Annotated in this window: 12 protein-coding genes, 1 tRNA gene and 2 pseudogenes; 8 read left to right on the top strand and 7 right to left on the bottom strand. The window is 29.1% G+C overall.

Translation table 11 applies throughout. The annotated features are described in order from the left end of the window. Window positions 1-76 precede the first annotated feature (76 nt). From CVV26_02410 to CVV26_02380, 7 genes and pseudogenes are all read left to right on the top strand, one after another. A tRNA-Lys gene (locus CVV26_02410) sits at window positions 77-149 on the top strand. A gap of 204 nt (window positions 150-353) precedes the next feature. Further along, window positions 354-776, top strand: coding sequence for a 30S ribosomal protein S12 (locus CVV26_02405; GenBank protein PKL72260.1), 423 nt, complete (start codon window positions 354-356; stop codon window positions 774-776). Between the two features lie 39 nt (window positions 777-815). Further along, window positions 816-1,322, top strand: a complete 507-nt coding sequence (locus tag CVV26_02400; GenBank protein ID PKL72259.1) for a 30S ribosomal protein S7 — start codon at window positions 816-818, stop codon at window positions 1,320-1,322. Further along, entirely contained in the window at window positions 1,322-2,065 is a 744-nt protein-coding gene (map, locus tag CVV26_02395) for a type I methionyl aminopeptidase (protein PKL72258.1), read from the top strand. Before CVV26_02400 ends, map begins: the two co-directional genes overlap by 1 nt. A gap of 102 nt (window positions 2,066-2,167) precedes the next feature. Beyond that, window positions 2,168-2,371 carry a 50S ribosomal protein L32 gene (locus tag CVV26_02390; GenBank protein ID PKL72257.1) on the top strand — a complete coding sequence of 68 codons (204 nt, stop codon included), beginning with the start codon at window positions 2,168-2,170 and terminating at the stop codon, window positions 2,369-2,371. 82 nt (window positions 2,372-2,453) lie between these two features. Next, window positions 2,454-2,870: pseudogene (locus tag CVV26_02385) on the top strand (DNA gyrase subunit A). A 1,236-nt stretch (window positions 2,871-4,106) separates the two neighbouring features. Beyond that, the gene (locus CVV26_02380) at window positions 4,107-6,263 is read left to right on the top strand and encodes a DNA gyrase subunit A (GenBank protein ID PKL72262.1); all 2,157 of its coding nucleotides are present in this window, start codon (window positions 4,107-4,109) and stop codon (window positions 6,261-6,263) included. 19 nt (window positions 6,264-6,282) lie between these two features. Here CVV26_02380 and CVV26_02375 read toward each other — a convergent pair whose 3' ends face one another. The 6 genes and pseudogenes from CVV26_02375 to CVV26_02350 all read right to left on the bottom strand — a co-directional run bounded on the left by CVV26_02375 (window position 6,283) and on the right by CVV26_02350 (window position 14,636). After that, the gene (locus tag CVV26_02375; protein ID PKL72261.1) at window positions 6,283-7,437 is read right to left on the bottom strand and encodes a 2-isopropylmalate synthase; all 1,155 of its coding nucleotides are present in this window, start codon (window positions 7,435-7,437) and stop codon (window positions 6,283-6,285) included. A 68-nt stretch (window positions 7,438-7,505) separates the two neighbouring features. Next, window positions 7,506-8,411 (bottom strand): branched chain amino acid aminotransferase, encoded by a 906-nt coding sequence (locus CVV26_02370; GenBank protein PKL72256.1) that lies wholly within the window; start codon window positions 8,409-8,411, stop codon window positions 7,506-7,508. Window positions 8,412-8,436: 25 nt separating this feature from the next. Beyond that, window positions 8,437-9,603 (bottom strand): hypothetical protein, encoded by a 1,167-nt coding sequence (locus CVV26_02365; protein ID PKL72255.1) that lies wholly within the window; start codon window positions 9,601-9,603, stop codon window positions 8,437-8,439. Between the two features lie 699 nt (window positions 9,604-10,302). After that, window positions 10,303-11,583: pseudogene (locus tag CVV26_02360) on the bottom strand (3-isopropylmalate dehydratase). Between the two features lie 32 nt (window positions 11,584-11,615). Beyond that, on the bottom strand, window positions 11,616-12,839 hold the full coding sequence (locus CVV26_02355; GenBank protein PKL72254.1) for an RNA polymerase sigma factor RpoD: 1,224 nt from the start codon (window positions 12,837-12,839) through the stop codon (window positions 11,616-11,618). Window positions 12,840-12,857: 18 nt separating this feature from the next. Next, window positions 12,858-14,636: a DNA primase gene (locus tag CVV26_02350; protein ID PKL72253.1), complete on the bottom strand. Its 1,779-nt coding sequence runs from the start codon at window positions 14,634-14,636 to the stop codon at window positions 12,858-12,860. 87 nt (window positions 14,637-14,723) lie between these two features. On the opposite strand from CVV26_02350, the gene rpsT reads away from it, so the two are divergent. Continuing rightward, on the top strand, window positions 14,724-15,017 hold the full coding sequence (gene rpsT, locus CVV26_02345) for a 30S ribosomal protein S20 (GenBank protein ID PKL72252.1): 294 nt from the start codon (window positions 14,724-14,726) through the stop codon (window positions 15,015-15,017). On the opposite strand, the gene CVV26_02340 is transcribed toward rpsT, so the two are convergent. Beyond that, window positions 15,014-16,045, bottom strand: coding sequence for a redox-regulated ATPase YchF (locus CVV26_02340; protein PKL72251.1), 1,032 nt, complete (start codon window positions 16,043-16,045; stop codon window positions 15,014-15,016). The genes rpsT and CVV26_02340 overlap by 4 nt on opposite strands. Window positions 16,046-16,155 lie beyond the last annotated feature (110 nt).

Below are 16,155 nucleotides of genomic sequence, written 5' to 3'. Positions count from 1 at the left end.
GCGCATTAAAAAATAAAATTTATATTCTGTGTTTGTGTAATTTATAAGGGAGAGAATTTATTAAAAATAAAATTACGCGCCGTTAGCTCAGTTGGTAGAGCAACAGCCTTTTAAGCTGATGGTCGCAGGTTCGAATCCTGCACGGCGCATTAAAAATAAAATTACGCGCTTAGCTCAATTGGTAGATCCGCCAGCTGGCGGACTTTTAAGCTGATGGTCGCAGGTTCGAATCCTGCACGGCGCATTAAAAAATTTGACTTTAAAAAAATAGTGTGTTAAATTTATCAGAAATAAATTCATAAAAAAAATAATTTTAACTTTTAACTTTTAACTTTAAACTTTTAACTTTAAATATGCCTACAATTAATCAATTAATAAAAAACCCAAGAAAAAAGAAAAGGGTTAGAAAAGTCTCAATTTTGGGAGTAGTTTTTAATAGTTTAAAAAGAACAAGAAGAACACTTTTAAAAGGATCTCCTTTTAAAAGAGGTGTTTGTCTTAAAGTTTCCACAACTACCCCTAAAAAACCTAACTCCGCTTTAAGAAAAATTGCTCGAGTAAGACTTTCAAATGGAATAGAAGTAACTGCTTATATCCCGGGCATTGGTCATAATTTACAAGAACATTCTATCGTTCTCTTACGAGGAGGAAGAGTTAAGGATTTACCCGGAGTTCGATATCATATTGTTCGAGGCGTTTTTGATGCGCAAGGAGTAACAGGAAGAAAACAAGGTCGTTCGCTTTATGGAGTAAAAAAAGAAAAAAAAGCTAAATAGTTTAAGAAATTTTAAATTTTAAATTTTAAATTAATTTTTATGAGAGGAAAAAAAGTAACACCAAAAAAAGAAATATTACCCGACCCAAAATATAACAATATTATGGTTGCTAAATTTATTAATCATATAATGCGCAAAGGGAAAAAAACCACAGCTCAAAAAATTGTTTATGGATGTTTTGATATTTTAAAAGAAAAAGTTAATTCATCAACTGACGGAGAAAAAAAGAATATTAATGTTTTAGATGTTTTTGATAAAGCTTTTAAAAATATTGCTCCAATTTTAGAGGTAAGAGGAAGAAGAATTGGAGGAGCTAATTATCAAGTTCCAACAGAAGTTAGAGGAGGAAGAAAAATTACATTAGGATTAAGATGGCTTATCCAAGCAGCTAGAGCAAAAAAAGGGAAGTCAATGAAAGAAAAATTAGTAATGGAAATTTTAGATGCCCTTAATAATACAGGAAGCGCAATTAAAAAGAAAGAAGATGTTTATAGAATGGCGCAAGCTAATAGAGCTTTTGCCCATTTCGCTAAATTCAATAATTAATGGTTTATTCAAAAAAACAAATTGAACTTATTAGAAAAAGCGGAAAAATATTGGCTTATGTTTTAAATAAAGTCGCTAAAGCCACAAAAATAGGAATTTCATCTAAAGAATTAGATGAACTGGCTGAAAAAATAATTATAAATAAAAAAGCTAGTCCAGCATTTAAGGGATATGATGGATTTCCCGCCAGTCTTTGTGTTTCTATAAATGAAAATGTAGTCCATGGCATTCCAACAAAAGATAAAATTTTAAAACAAGGGGACATTGTTGGTTTAGATTTAGGTGTAAAATATAATGGTTTTTTTACGGATATGGCTACAACTGTAATTGTAGGCAAAACACAACCGCAAATTAAAAAAATGGTTGAAGTAACAAAAAAAGCTTTGGAACTAGGAATTAAACAAGCAAAAATTGGAAATACGGTTGGCGATATTGGAAAAACGATTCAATTTTTTGTAGAAAAAAATGGATTTTCGGTAATTCGACAATTAACTGGGCATGGCGTGGGATTAAAAATTCACGAAGATCCCAAAATTCCAAATTTTACTCCTTCTTCTTGGGAAAATATTAAATTAAAAGAAGGAATGGTTTTAGCTATTGAACCAATGGTCGCTATGGGTGATTTTAAAATAAAAACTCTAAATGATAATTGGACAATAGCGATGGCCGATAAAAGTCTTTCAGCTCATTTTGAACATACAATTGTAGTAACAAAAAAAGGCGGGGAAATACTAACTAAATAAATTTTAAATTTGTAATTTTACAAAATTTGTTTCAAATTTTTGCTTATTTTATTTATAAAATTAAAAGCTAAGGCCTAGAAAGCTAAAAGCTAATACTTATTTATGGCGCTACCTACACAAAAACAAACAAAATCTTCAAAAAGGATAAGAACCTCTACCTTTGCTCTTAAAAAACAAAAATTAATGGTTTGTCCTAAATGTAAAAAATCATTTTTACCCCATCATATATGTTTAAATTGTGGTTATTATAATAATCAAGAAATTTTAAAAATCAAATCAAAATCAAAGAAAAAAGAAAAAAAATAATTTTTACATTAAATTTAAACACTTAATAATAAATGAGGGTAATTTTTTTAAAAAATTGCCCATTTATTTTTTTAAATAAATTATGTTAAAAAGAGGAAAAATAAAAAATAAAAAAAATAATTCAGAAGAAACAAATGAAACTTTTATAGAAAAAATTCAACCTCGTCCTATTGTTGAAGAAATGAAAACCTGTTATTTGGATTATGCAATGTCTGTTATTATTTCTCGAGCCTTACCAGATGTACGCGATGGATTAAAACCTGTTCATCGAAGAATTCTTTATGCTATGTGGGATATTGGATTAAAACCCTCAGCTAAATTTAGAAAATCAGCCACAGTCGTTGGAGAGGTTTTAGGAAAATATCATCCCCATGGGGATGTGGCTGTTTATGAAAGTATGGTTAAAATGGCTCAAGATTTTACTGCGCGTTATCCTTTAATTAAAGGGCAAGGAAATTTTGGATCAATGGACGGAGACAATGCAGCTGCTATGCGATATTGCGTAACTGGCGATACTTTAGTTTTAACAAATAAAGGAATATTGCCAATTAAGACAATGTCACAAAAAAAAGAAGAAGAAATAAATTTTAATATTTTAAATTATCAAGGCAAGAAAAAAATAGCTAGTAAATTTTTTAATTCTGGAAAACATAATATTATAAAATTAGTTACTCAAGAAGGTTATGAAATAAAAGGATCATACAATCATCCTTTGCTTGTTTGGCAACTTAATGAATTTAATGCGCCCGATTTTAAATGGAAATTATTAAAAGATATTACCAAAGATGATTATTTAATAGTAAATAGAAATTTTTCTTTGTTTAGTGAAAAAAATCTTGATTTAAAAAAATATTATCCAATAATTAATTTAAAACATAAAGATATAAATTTGCCACAATTAATGAATAAGGATTTAGCGTTTTTGCTAGGCGCTTTAGTTTCAGAAGGTAGCTTTCATCGTGGACAAATTTTATTTAATAATAAAGACATTAATTTTTATAATAAAATTAAAAGAATTATTAAATCTCAATTTAAAGGAATAGAAATATACGAAAAAGACATTAAAAATGGTTGTAAAGAATTAAGTATCTGTCACCAAAAAGTAGTTATTTTTTTAAACAATATTGGATTATCTTTTCAAAAATCAGTAGAAAAAGAAATCCCATTTTCTATATTATGTTCCAAAAAAGAAATCATTAAACAATTTTTAATTGCTCTTTTTGAAAGTGATGGTTCTGTAATTTACAAAACAGATAAACGCCATAACGGAAAATCCATTGAATTAACTTATAATTCTAAAAGCAAAATATTAATCAAACAATTAAAAATTGTACTTTTAAATTTTGGTATTATTACTACTCTTCCTTGTCAAGATAAAAGAAATGAATGTTTTAAATTAATTATTTCTGAAGTAGAAGATATTAATAATTTTTATAAAGAAATTAATTTTTTCTCCAAAAGAAAAAAAGAAATATTAATTCAAATAAAAAAAATTAATAATAAAAGAATAAGTAAAACAGATTGGATTCCTTATTTTAATAATTATTTAAGAAAAAATTATCAAAATTCTTTTATTCATAAAAACAATTTTGATCAATATAATAATTTAGAAAAAAATTATACAGAATTAATAAAACTTTTAAATAATCGTGATTTAAAAATGATTAATTGGTTTAGAAAAAATAAATTTTTCTTTACTAAAGTTAAATTAATAGAAGAATTAAAGAATAAAGAAATGGTTTACTCTATAAAAGTAAAAAGTAATTGCCATTCATTTATTGCTAATGGTTTTATTAATCATAATACAGAAGCAAAATTGGCTAATATTAGCGAAGAATTACTTTTTGATATTGAAAAAAATACAGTCAAATTTATTCCTAATTATGATGAATCTCATAAGGAACCACAGGTTTTGCCAGCCAAATTACCATTACTTTTGCTTAATGGCAGTATGGGAATTGCTGTGGGAATGGCTACTAATATTCCTCCACACAATCTAACTGAGCTTTGCAAAGGAGCTATTTATTTAATAGAGCATCCGGAATGTACTATAGATGATCTAATGCAATTTATAAAAGGGCCAGATTTCCCTACTGGAGGAATTATTTATGATACTAATGAAATTAAACAAGCTTATGCAACAGGCAAAGGTAGGGTTCCGATACGATCAAAAACAGAAATTATTGAAGCACAGCCCGGACATTTTAAAATTATTGTTTCAGAAATTCCTTATCGTGTTAATAAGGCGCAACTTTTGGAAAAAATTGCTGAATTAGTTAAGGATAAAAAAATTGATGGTATAAAAGATTTAAGAGATGAATCAAATAAAGAAGGCGTTCGTGTTGTGATTGAATTAAAAAAAGATACTTATCCTCAAAAAATTCTCAATCGCCTTTTTAAATTAACTCAACTTCAAGACACCTTCCATATTAATATGATTGCTTTGGTTGATGGAATTCAACCAAAAATTTTACCTTTAAAATCAATTTTAGAAGAACATATTAAACATAGAGAAATAATAATTAGAAAAAGAACTGAATTTGATTTATTTCAAGCAAAAGAAAGAGCGCATATTTTAGATGGATTTCAAATTGCTCTGGCTTATATTGATGCAATTATAAAAATAATTAGGGGATCAAAAGACAAGGAAGAAGCAAAAAATAATTTAATGAAAAAATTTAAATTAAGCGAAAGACAAACAATTGCTATTTTAGAAATGAAATTACAACAATTGGTTAATTTAGAAAAAATAAAAATAGAAGAAGAATTAAAAGAAAAATTAAAATTAATCAAAGAATTAGAAACAATTTTAGCCAGTAAAGAAAAAATTTTACAAATTATAAAACAAGATTTAATAAAATTACAAGAAAAATTTAAAGATGAAAGAAGAACGCAAATTAATACCCAAGCAATAGAAAAATTTTCTCAAGAAGATTTAATCCCTAATGAACCTTGTGTTGTTATTATTACTCACGATGGATATATTAAACGATTAGCACCAGAAACTTTTAAAGTGCAAGCGCGAGGCGGTAAGGGAATTATAGGATTAACTACTAAAGAAGAAGATGTTGTTGAACATTTATTTAGTACGATGACGCATACTGATTTATTATTTTTTACTTCGCAAGGCAGAGTTTTTCAATTAAAAGCTTATGATGTTCCAGTGGCTTCTCGAACAACTAAAGGTCAAGCCTTGGTTAATTTTTTACAAATTACTTCTGAAGAAAAAATTTCCGCAGTCCAACATTTAACAGAATTAAAAGATTCTAAATTTTTAGTAATGGCCACAGAAAAAGGCATTATTAAAAAAGTAGACATTTCTGATTTTAACAATGTTCGTCGCTCAGGATTAATTGCCATTAAATTAAAAAAAGATGATTCATTAAAATGGGTTAAATCTTCTTCTGGAAAAGATGAAATTGTATTAGTAACTGCATTAGGAAAAGCAATTAAATTTAATGAAAAACAAATTAGACAAACGGGGCGAACAGCATCTGGCGTAAAAGGAATTAGACTTAAAAAAAATGATAAAGTAATAGAAATGGATATTATAGATTCTAATAATCAAAATGCAAAACTATTAATTGTTACTGAAAATGGATTAGGAAAATTAAGTAAATTAGATTTATATCGCCTACAAGGACGTAGTGGATCTGGAATTAAAACAGCAAAGATCACTGACAAAACAGGAGCGATTGTTTCGGCAATGGTAATTGATGAAACAAAATTATCAGAAGAATTAACCGAAGATTTAATTATTATTTCTATTAAAGGGCAAGTAATTCGCCTACCCTTAAAAAGGGTTTCTATTTCTGGTCGCGCTACACAAGGAGTAAAATTGATGAGATTTAAAAATGAAAATGACAAAGTCGCCTCAGTAACATTGGTTTAAAACTTATATAACAAGATAATTATTCTGAAATAATTGATTTTAAATCTTTATCAAAAATTTCTTTTTTCTGATCTGCTAACTTTTTAAAGCGAATAAAAGCTTTATTCCGTTCTTCGTCAGATAAATCATAACCTAATTCTTTTAAACGTTCCCGAAAAGCATGGCGACCAGAATGTTTCCCTAAAACTAAATTGCTTTTTTCTAAACCCACTGATTTTGGTGTCATAATTTCATAAGTCGATTTTTCTTTTAAAAATCCATCTTGATGAATTCCTGATTCATGAGCAAAAGCATTAACGCCAACAATCGCTTTATTGGCTTGCACAGGCATATTCGTTATTTTGCTCAATAGACGACTGGAAGCTATAATTTTTTCCGTAACAATTTCAGTTATCGCTTCAAAATATTTTTCTCGAGTTCTTAAAGCCATCACTACTTCTTCCATCGCGGCATTTCCAGCCCGTTCTCCTATGCCGTTCACTGTACATTCAACTTGCCCAGCTCCAGCTAAAACTCCAGCTAAAGAATTTGCCACTGCTAATCCCAAATCATTGTGACAATGACAAGATATTACAGCTTGCTTAATATTAGGTACTCGCGCAATTAATGTTTTAATAATTTCTTTATATTCAAAAGGAGTAGTATAACCGACAGTATCTGGAATATTAACCGTTGTAGCGCCAGCATTAATAGCTGCTTCGACAATCTGGCAAAGCCAATTAATATCTGAGCGAGTGGCATCCTCGGCAGAAAATTCAACGTCCGATGTATAACTCTTCGCTTTTTTCACTGCCGCAATCGCAATTACTAACGCTTCCTCCCGAGTTTTCTTTAATTTGTATTGCAAATGAATATCAGAAGTCGCAATAAAAATATGAATTCGCCCGCGTCCACGTGTAATCGCTGACTTAATTGCTTCTGCCGCGCGATCAATGTCAGAATCAAGCGTCCGCGCTAATGCACAAATAATCGGTCCTTCTACTTCTTCAGCAATACGTTTTACTGCTAAAAAATCTCCTTCCGAAGCAATTGGAAAACCAGCTTCGATAATATCGACTTTCATAAACGCTAATTGCTTGGCCATTAAAATCTTTTCTTCAATATTCATAGAAAAACCAGGCGATTGTTCACCGTCACGTAAAGTAGTATCAAAAATTAATATTTTTCTAGACATATATTTATAATTCCAACAGAATTTTCTAATAAAAAAATCTGTGCCCATTGTATTACATAATTAAAACTTTAAGCATTTATATAACTTAACCATTTCTCATATTTTTTTTCTTCTCCATGAATTATTCTAATATACTTTTCTTTTATCTCTTTAACTGCCTTTCCCTCTTTCCCTTGGCCAAATTTATAATTATCAATTTTACCAATAGCATTAACTTCTGCTGCTGTTCCAGTAAAAAATGCTTCTTCATAATTCTTAATATCTTTCGGTTTAATTTCTTTTTGAACAAACTTATAACCCAAATCAATAACAATTTTTTCAATACTATCTCGAGTAATGCCCGGCAAAATTGTTCCCTTTTTCGGGGTATTAATAATTTTTTTCTTCACAAAAAATATATTTTCTCCTGGACCTTCAGCAATATTACCACGATAATCTAAAAGCAAAGCTTCGTCATAACCGGCTTTTGTCGCCTGCATTGAAGAAATACTAGAATTAACATAATGCCCAGAAATTTTAGCGGACATAATGCTTGACTGTGGATGAATACGAATAAAAGGAGATGTTTTCACAGTAACGCTATCTTTGTTTAATAATTTCCCCCATGGCCAAATGATAATAGAAAAATGCACCGAAGCTCCATGTGGATCAACCTTCATACAATTACCGTAAAATATTATCGGCCGAATATAACATTCGCTTAATTTATTTTTTCTAATTAACTCTTTAATTATTTTTATAATTTCCACTTTTTTATACGGTATTTTCATGCCCATCACTGCTCCAGAATGAAAAAGTCGATCAATATGTTCTGTTAAACGAAAAACAGCTGATCCTTTAGCTGTTTTATAACATCTAATCCCTTCAAAAACAGCCGAACCATAATGCAAACTATGATTAATAATATGAATTTTCGCTTGAGCAAAAGGCACAAACTTTCCATCAAGCCAAATGTATTTTGTTTCGTAGGGCATAAAATAGATTTAAAAAATTTAATATTTATTTATTTGATTTTAAAAAATTTAATATTATCTCACTTGTTTTTTTAGTACCAACTATTTTTTCTAAACTATCATTTTGACTGGCTAAATCCAAGGTACGATTTCCATCTATTAAAAATTTATAAACAGCTTTTTCAATTGCTTCCGCGCCTTTTTCAGCGCCGACATGACGAAGCATCATCGCTCCAGTTAAAATTCGACCAATAGGATTAACAACATCTTTGCCAGTTAACAATGGAGCTGTCCCTGCCCCACTTTCAAACATAGCCGCTCCAGTATCTGGATTAATAGCAGAACCACACATTAGTCCCATACTACCTAGAGCAGAAGCCGCGCCATCAGAAAGAATATCACCATGCTCATTACCACAAACAATAACACCGTGCAATTTTGCTGGTGTGAATAATAAGGCATTAGCAGAATCAACTAATTGATGAGTACACGGCACATTAGGAAATTCCTTAGTAATGCGCGTACAAATTTCACGCCAATATTTATAGCGCGAAATAGCATTGGCCTTATCTATCGAAATTAAAGGCAAACCTTTTTTCTCGGCATAAGCAAAAGCAGCGCGCAAATATTTTTCAATTGTCTCTTTTCTATAATAAGAAAGATCAGTAATTATTTCTTCTTCCCCGGTCACCTCAGCTTTTTCTTTTATTCCTAAAATCATTCTTTCTTTAGCGCTAATTTTATCTTTTAAATCAGCATTGCCAAAATAACTATCCTCTAACAAAAATCTAATCCAAACCTGTTCAATGCCCTTATCAGGAATAGTTTCTGGACGCACATTAACAAGATGATCTAATGATTTAAAATAAATAATTGGCCGAAAATTTAAAAGCAATCCCCATTCCTTTCGAATAGTTAATAACGCTCTAACCTCAGGCATTAAACTCGGATTTTCTTTGCCTAAAGTGGTATCAAATTTCGGGTCGCCAACACCGCCAAAAAAAAGCAATTTTAACTCGCTCGCTTTTTGAAACGACTCAGCCGGAAAAGTATCGCCATATTTTTCATAAGCATTCCAACCAATCGGAGTTAACACAAATTCAATTTTAATATTATCCATCTTCGCGGCCTCAATCACAATCTTTGTTGCCTCTCTCATTATTTCTGGAGCAGAGCCATCTCCTTCAACTAAAGCTATTTGTATTTTACGCATAAATTAAAATTAATTTTTAAAATAATTTATACAGACACATTTTTATAAACAATTAGAAGCCATTTCTAATAATGACCCGATCAAACCGCCTTTTTTTACCTGCTCTTTCTGATATTCAGTAATCGGAAAATTGATTATCTTTTTATCCCATTTAATCTGCCCAGGCTTATCTTTCGGTGTATCCCAAATAATCTCTAATCTTTTTGGATTTCCTTTTATTATCTCATGCACCTCATTTTTGGGTAACTCTAGACAAAGCAAACCATTGTTAAACATATTATTATAAAAAATCCTCGCAAAACTCGAAGCGATCACGGTTTTTATTCCAGCTTCTTCTAACGCCCAAACTGCATGCTCACGACTAGAGCCACAGCCAAAATTTTCTTTTGCAATTAAAATATTTGCTTGTCTAAATTTGACTTGTTCATCATTATTTAAACCAGCATCTTCCATACAAAACTTTCCTAAATTAGCTTTAACTGTTTCTGTTAAATACTTTGCTGGAATAATTTGATCAGTATCAATATTATCTTTTGCTAAAACAAAAATATTTCCAGCAAATTTTTTATTTACACTTGATTGACTAGTAGCTAACTTTTTATAATCAACAGTATGAAATTTCACTGGTTTAAATACCGAAGGTCGTACTGTTTCTCTTTTGGCTGGTTTATAATTTTTAAATATTTTTTCCTCAGGAACGGTAATAACTCCGGCAATAGCCGACATTGTGGCCGTGGCCGGCGAAACTAAATGTACCATTCCATCTTTGCCCATACGTCCAGGAAAATTTCGATTAGTCGTAGAAACACAAACTTCTTCAGGAGCAATAACACCACAGCTCATTCCAAGACAAGCGCCACAAGTCGGATTAGAAATTAAACAACCAGCCTTGATAAAAATATCTAGCAAGCCTTCCTTGTTTGCTTTCTGCCAAATATATGAAGTAGCTGGAACAACTATACAACGCGCAGTTTCAGCTACAGGTTTACCTATTTTTTTAAAAATATAAGCAGCAATACGCAGATCTTCAAGTCGTCCATTAGTACATGAACCAATATAAATTTGATTAATTTTTTTTCCTTTTTGCTCCTTAACATTAACAACGTCTCCTGGAGAATAATTTATCGTCATAACCGGTTCAATTTCAGAAACATTAATTTCTAATATAAGACTATATTCTGCATTCGCATCACTATTTAATTTTTCTAATTTTTTTAAAGCTTCTGTTTTTGTCGCATATTTTTTCTTTAAAACTGGCCACAAATAATTAATAGTTTCTTTATCAACCATCATCATACCAGAAGTAGCCCCTGCCTCAACAGACATATTAGCAATAGTCATTCTTTCATCCATGCTCATATTTTCAATCACAGAACCGCCAAATTCAAAAATGGCATTAGTCGCGCCATTCACACCAATCTTTTTTATTAATGTTAAAATTAAATCTTTCGCAAAAACATTTACTTTCATTTTACCTATAAAATTAACCCTTATAACTTTTTGTGGCGGACAAATCCAAAGTCCAGTCGCAATTCCGCCTTCAAGATCAGTTGTGCCAACACCAGCTGAAAAAGTACAAAATGCGCCATGAGTACAAGTATGACTATCACCCATAATCCCAATTTCTCCAGGTAAAACCCAACCCTTTTCCGGAATAATGGCATGACAAACACCATTCCGTCCAACATCTAAAAATTCAATTTTATGTTCCATGCTCCATTCGCGCATAATTTTCCCCTGAATAGCAGAAGCTGTATCTTTCGCTGGATTAACATGATCAATCATTGCTTTAATTTTATTCGGATCAAAAACAACGTTCGTGCCTCTTCCTTTTAAATCAATAATCGCATTTGGAGTTGTAATTTCATGACACCAAACCCGATCTAATTTTAAAACATAACGACCATCAGCTAAAATACTGACAGCATGTGCTTTAATATTTTTTTCAAATGCCGTTTTTTTCTTGTTATTTTTTATCATAAAATTTTATCAAAATTAAATAGATAAAAAATTTAATAGTCTCTTAATTTTGCCATGCCCTTATGTTGTCTAATTTTATCAAGAACCTTTGCTTCAATTTGCCTAATTCTCTCTCTGGTTACTCCAAATTCATAACCCACCTCTTCTAAAGTATGTGAACCATCTTCAGTTAATCCAAACCTCATCTCTAAAATTTTTTGTTCTCGAGAAGTTAACTCATTCATAATTTCTCTAATATATCCTTTTAATAATTCTATGGCAGCCGCTTTATCTGGTGATATTGTTTTAACATCCTCAATAAAATCTCCCAAGGTACTATCATTATCATCATCTCCTACAGAAGTTTCTAAAGAAATAGTATCTTGAGAAATTTTAATATAATACAATACCTTTTCTAACCTCTCTCCCATTTCCGCTGCAATTTCTTCTGGTAAAGGCTCTCTCCCTAAATTTTGAATTAAACTGCGTTCAGCCTGTTTAAATTTACTAATTGTTTCTACCATGTGTACAGGAATACGAATAATTCTTGATTGATCAGCTATAGCTCTAGTTACTGCCTGTCTAATCCACCAAGTAGCGTAAGTGGAAAATTTATAACCTTTTCGATAATCAAATTTTTCTACTGCTCGAAATAAACCAATGTTTCCTTCTTGAATCAAATCTAAAAGGGATAAATTACGACCAGTAAATTTTTTAGCAATACTAACAACTAATCTTAAATTAGCTTCAACTAATTCTTGTTGAGCATCTAAATCCCCTTTTTCTAAACGCTTAGCTATTTCAACCTCTTCTTCTGAGCTTAAAAGAGGCACCTTATTTATTTCTTTTAAATATATCTGAATAGAATCAAAAGAAACAGATTCTAAAGCAAATGTTTTTTGAGTTCGCAAGCTGGCAGGTTTATCCTCTTTTATTTTTTCTTTTTCTAAGATTTGAGATAAATAATTTTTTTGTCCCTCAATAACCGGTTTTTTAATTATTTCTTCTGAGGTTTTTTTATTTCTTTGTTTTTTTTCTACTACTTTTAATTGAGAAATTAATTTTATTTTTTTAATTTTTATTTTCTTAATTAATTTTACTTCTTTTTTTATTGTCTTTTTAATTTTCTTTTCCTTTTTTGTTGTTTTCTTTTTTATTTGTTTTATTTCAACTTTTCTTTTTTTTAAAATTTTTAAAACTTTTATTTTCTTTTTAAAAACCTTAGAAACTTTGATAATATTTTTTTTATTTTTTTTATTAATCTTAGTAAAAACCATAAAATTAAATTTAAAATTTTAATTATTTTCTATCTCGTTTAATTGTTTAATTACTTCTTTGAATTTTTTTTCCAAAGAATTAATTTCATTAAAATCTTTTTTTTCTTCCGCTTTTTTAAAATTTTCTTCGATTATTTTTAATTCTTGAGTAAGTATATTTTTTTTTAAAATTCGAATATTTTTTTGAATTTCAAGTTCAATTGAAGAATCAAAAATTGAAAAATCTTTTTCAATTAAAAATATTAATTTATTAAAATAATCTGCCATTTCTTTTGAAATACTTTTTAGCCATTTATTTTCATTAAATTCTTTTTTTTTCTCAGTATATTCTCTAATAAAGTTTTTAGCAAGCTCTTTTAGCTCTTTGTTTTGTAAAATATCAAAAGAAAATTTTAAATTTTTAAAATTTTCATAAAATTTTAAAAATAATCCCACAATCTTTTCTTCTATTAATAAATCTTGATCTATTTTATTTTCTTCTTTTAATTCTGGTTTTAAATTAGAATTAGTATTTTTTTTATCAATTATTAAATCTCTTAAAATTTGTTCATCAATATTTAAAAATTCTCCCAATTTTTGCAACCAATGAGTTTGTTCAATTTTATTACTTAACCTTGCAATAAGAGGAAGTAAAATTTTGGCCGTATTTTTTTTATTTTCAATCTTTGTTAAATCTAAATTTAAAAAAACAAAATCAAAATAATATTCCATAATTGATTGGGAATTTTGAATTGCTTCTCGCCAAATATTCACATCTTTTCGTATACATTCATCAGGATCTTTTCCTTTTAGAAATTTAATTATTTTAATATTCATTTCTTGTTGCCAAGCAATATCAATCCCTCGCTTTGTCGCTTCTTGCCCAGCTAAATCAACATCAAAAGATAAAGCTAAATTAGAAGAATACCTTTTTAAAAGTTTGATTTGCTCTAAAGTTAAAGCTGTTCCAGAACAAGCAACTACATTTTTAATCCCTGCTTGATGAGAACTAATAACATCCATATTTCCTTCAACAAGCACTGCTAAATTTTCTTTTCTAATTTCTTGTTTCGCTTGTTCTATGCCATACAGAACATGACTTTTATTATAAATTAAAGTTTGCGGAGTATTAATATATTTAGCTTCTTCTTTGTTTTCACTTAATATTCGCCCGCTAAATCCAATTACATTTTTATAAACATCACGAATTGGAAAAATTAATCGATTTCTAAAACGATCATAAATTTGATATTCCATATTAGTATTCGCGCTTTTTATTACTAAACCACTTTCTATTAATTCATTTTCTTTAAAATTTTTATTTAATAAAAATTTTGTTAGGCTTTCCCATGAGTTTGGAGCATAACCTAATTGAAAATCTTTGGCCGTATTACTAGAAATTTTTCGCTCTTTTAAATATTCTCTAGCTATTTCTCCTTGAGAATATTTTATTAAAATTTGATGATAAAAATCTGATGCTGTTTGGCAAATATCTAATAATATAGTGCGTTGACTTGTTAATTGAGGGTCTTGTTTTTTTAAAACAACATTAGCTTTTTTGGCTAAAATCCTTAAAGCATCAACAAATTCCACTCCCTCTATTTTCATAATAAAAGAAAAAATATCACCTCCTTCTGAACATCCAAAGCAATGCCATATCTGTTTTTCTCGAGAAACCGTAAATGATGGTGTTTTTTCATTATGAAAAGGACAAAAAGTTTTCCAATTAACTCCCGCTTGTTTTAATTGAGGTAAATATTCTTGAATAACATCAATAATATCTAAACGTGATTTAATTTCATCAGTAATATTATCCATAATTTTGACTTAAAAATAAATTTATGTTAAATATAAGAATTAACTTTTAATTTAATTTTTTTAATTTTGCACTTTGCACTTTGCACTTTGCACTTTTTTATTATGCCTATAAAAAAATCTGCCCTTAAAGCTTTAAGACAAAGCAAAAAAAGACAATTAAGAAATCAAAAATGCAAAAAAAATCTTAAAGATTTAATTAAAAAAACTCAAAAAGTTGTTTTTGCTTCAAAAAAAGAAGAAGCCCAAAAATTAGTTATTGAAACTCAAAAAGCATTTGATAAAGCTGTTCAAAAAAAAGTAATTAAAAAAAATACCGCTGCTAGAAAAAAATCACGAATAATGAAAAAATTTAATGCTTTAGTTGTGCCTAAAAATAATTAAATACTAAATTTAAAGTGGACAATATCGCCATCTTGAACAACATATTCCTTTCCTTCTAATCGCATCAATCCTTTTTCTTTGGCTTTTGCTTCTCCGCCCGCTTTAACAAAATCCTCACAATTAATTATTTCTGCTTTAATAAATCCATTTTGAAAATCAGTGTGAATTTCTCCTGCTGCCTCTGGAGCTTTTTTTCCCTGAATAATTGTCCAAGCACGCGTTTCTTGAGGACCTGAAGTAAAAAAAGTGATTAAATTAAGTAATTTATAACTGGCTTTGATCAACTGATCCAAGCCAGTATTTTTTATTTCTAATTCTTTTATATACTCTTTAATCTCTTCTTCTGATAAATCAGTTAATTCGGCCTCTAATCTCGCGCAAATTTTTATCTCATATTCTTTTTCTAAATCACTAGATATTTTTTTCTCATCAATATTTAATATCCGTAATATTGGCTTAAGAGTAAGCAAATTTAATTCTTTAACTAATTCTTTTTCTTCTTCTAATAATTTAACAGAGCTAGCTAATTTTTCTTGTTCAAGATTGTTTTTTATTTTTTCTAAAACTTCAATTGTTTTTATTAAAATTTTATCCGAACCTTTTTTATTTTGTCTTATTAAATCTTCTAATCTTTTTTCTACAACATTTAAATCCGCTAAAATTAATTCTAAATTAATAATTTCAACATCAACTTGTGGCGTAGCTTCTTTAAAATCTTTTACCACATGAGCAATAGCATCAACCTCTTTAATATGAGAAAGAAATTTATTACCTAAACCCTCGCCTTTTGAAGCGCCTTTAACTAATCCAGCAATATCCACAAATTTAATGGCCGTAGGAATAATTTTGACAGACTGTGAAACCTTGGCTAATTTTTCCAAACGTTCATCAGGTACCTCAACAATTCCTATATTAGGTTCGATTGTACAAAAAGGATAATCAGCAATATCTACTTGCCTTTTTGTAAGCGCTTTAAATAAGGTTGATTTACCTACATTAGGCAAACCAACAATTCCAATTTTTAACATAAATTTAAAGAAATTTACTATAGGTCAATATAGTACTCATAGAAATTTATAAAATTTTAAATAAATTCCATGTATTGTTTGACAACTGATAATCCTTTTCCGATTAAAAA

The organism is Candidatus Kuenenbacteria bacterium HGW-Kuenenbacteria-1 (assembly GCA_002839745.1).
GTDB lineage: Bacteria > Patescibacteriota > Patescibacteriia > UBA2591 > PGYQ01 > PGYQ01.
This window is presented reverse-complemented; position numbering and strand designations above follow the sequence as displayed.

Excerpts from the sequence above, each read along its gene's own strand:
- CVV26_02405 (PKL72260.1), top strand. The coding sequence starts at position 354 with ATGCCTACAATTAATCAATTAATAAAAAACCCAAGAAAAAAGAAAAGG.
- CVV26_02400 (PKL72259.1), top strand. The coding sequence starts at position 816 with ATGAGAGGAAAAAAAGTAACACCAAAAAAAGAAATATTACCCGACCCA.
- map (PKL72258.1), top strand. The coding sequence starts at position 1,322 with ATGGTTTATTCAAAAAAACAAATTGAACTTATTAGAAAAAGCGGAAAA.
- CVV26_02390 (PKL72257.1), top strand. The coding sequence starts at position 2,168 with ATGGCGCTACCTACACAAAAACAAACAAAATCTTCAAAAAGGATAAGA.
- CVV26_02380 (PKL72262.1), top strand. The coding sequence starts at position 4,107 with ATGGTTTACTCTATAAAAGTAAAAAGTAATTGCCATTCATTTATTGCT.
- CVV26_02375 (PKL72261.1), bottom strand. The coding sequence starts at position 7,437 with ATGTCTAGAAAAATATTAATTTTTGATACTACTTTACGTGACGGTGAA.
- CVV26_02370 (PKL72256.1), bottom strand. The coding sequence starts at position 8,411 with ATGCCCTACGAAACAAAATACATTTGGCTTGATGGAAAGTTTGTGCCT.
- CVV26_02365 (PKL72255.1), bottom strand. The coding sequence starts at position 9,603 with ATGCGTAAAATACAAATAGCTTTAGTTGAAGGAGATGGCTCTGCTCCA.
- CVV26_02355 (PKL72254.1), bottom strand. The coding sequence starts at position 12,839 with ATGGTTTTTACTAAGATTAATAAAAAAAATAAAAAAAATATTATCAAA.
- CVV26_02350 (PKL72253.1), bottom strand. The coding sequence starts at position 14,636 with ATGGATAATATTACTGATGAAATTAAATCACGTTTAGATATTATTGAT.
- CVV26_02340 (PKL72251.1), bottom strand. The coding sequence starts at position 16,045 with ATGTTAAAAATTGGAATTGTTGGTTTGCCTAATGTAGGTAAATCAACC.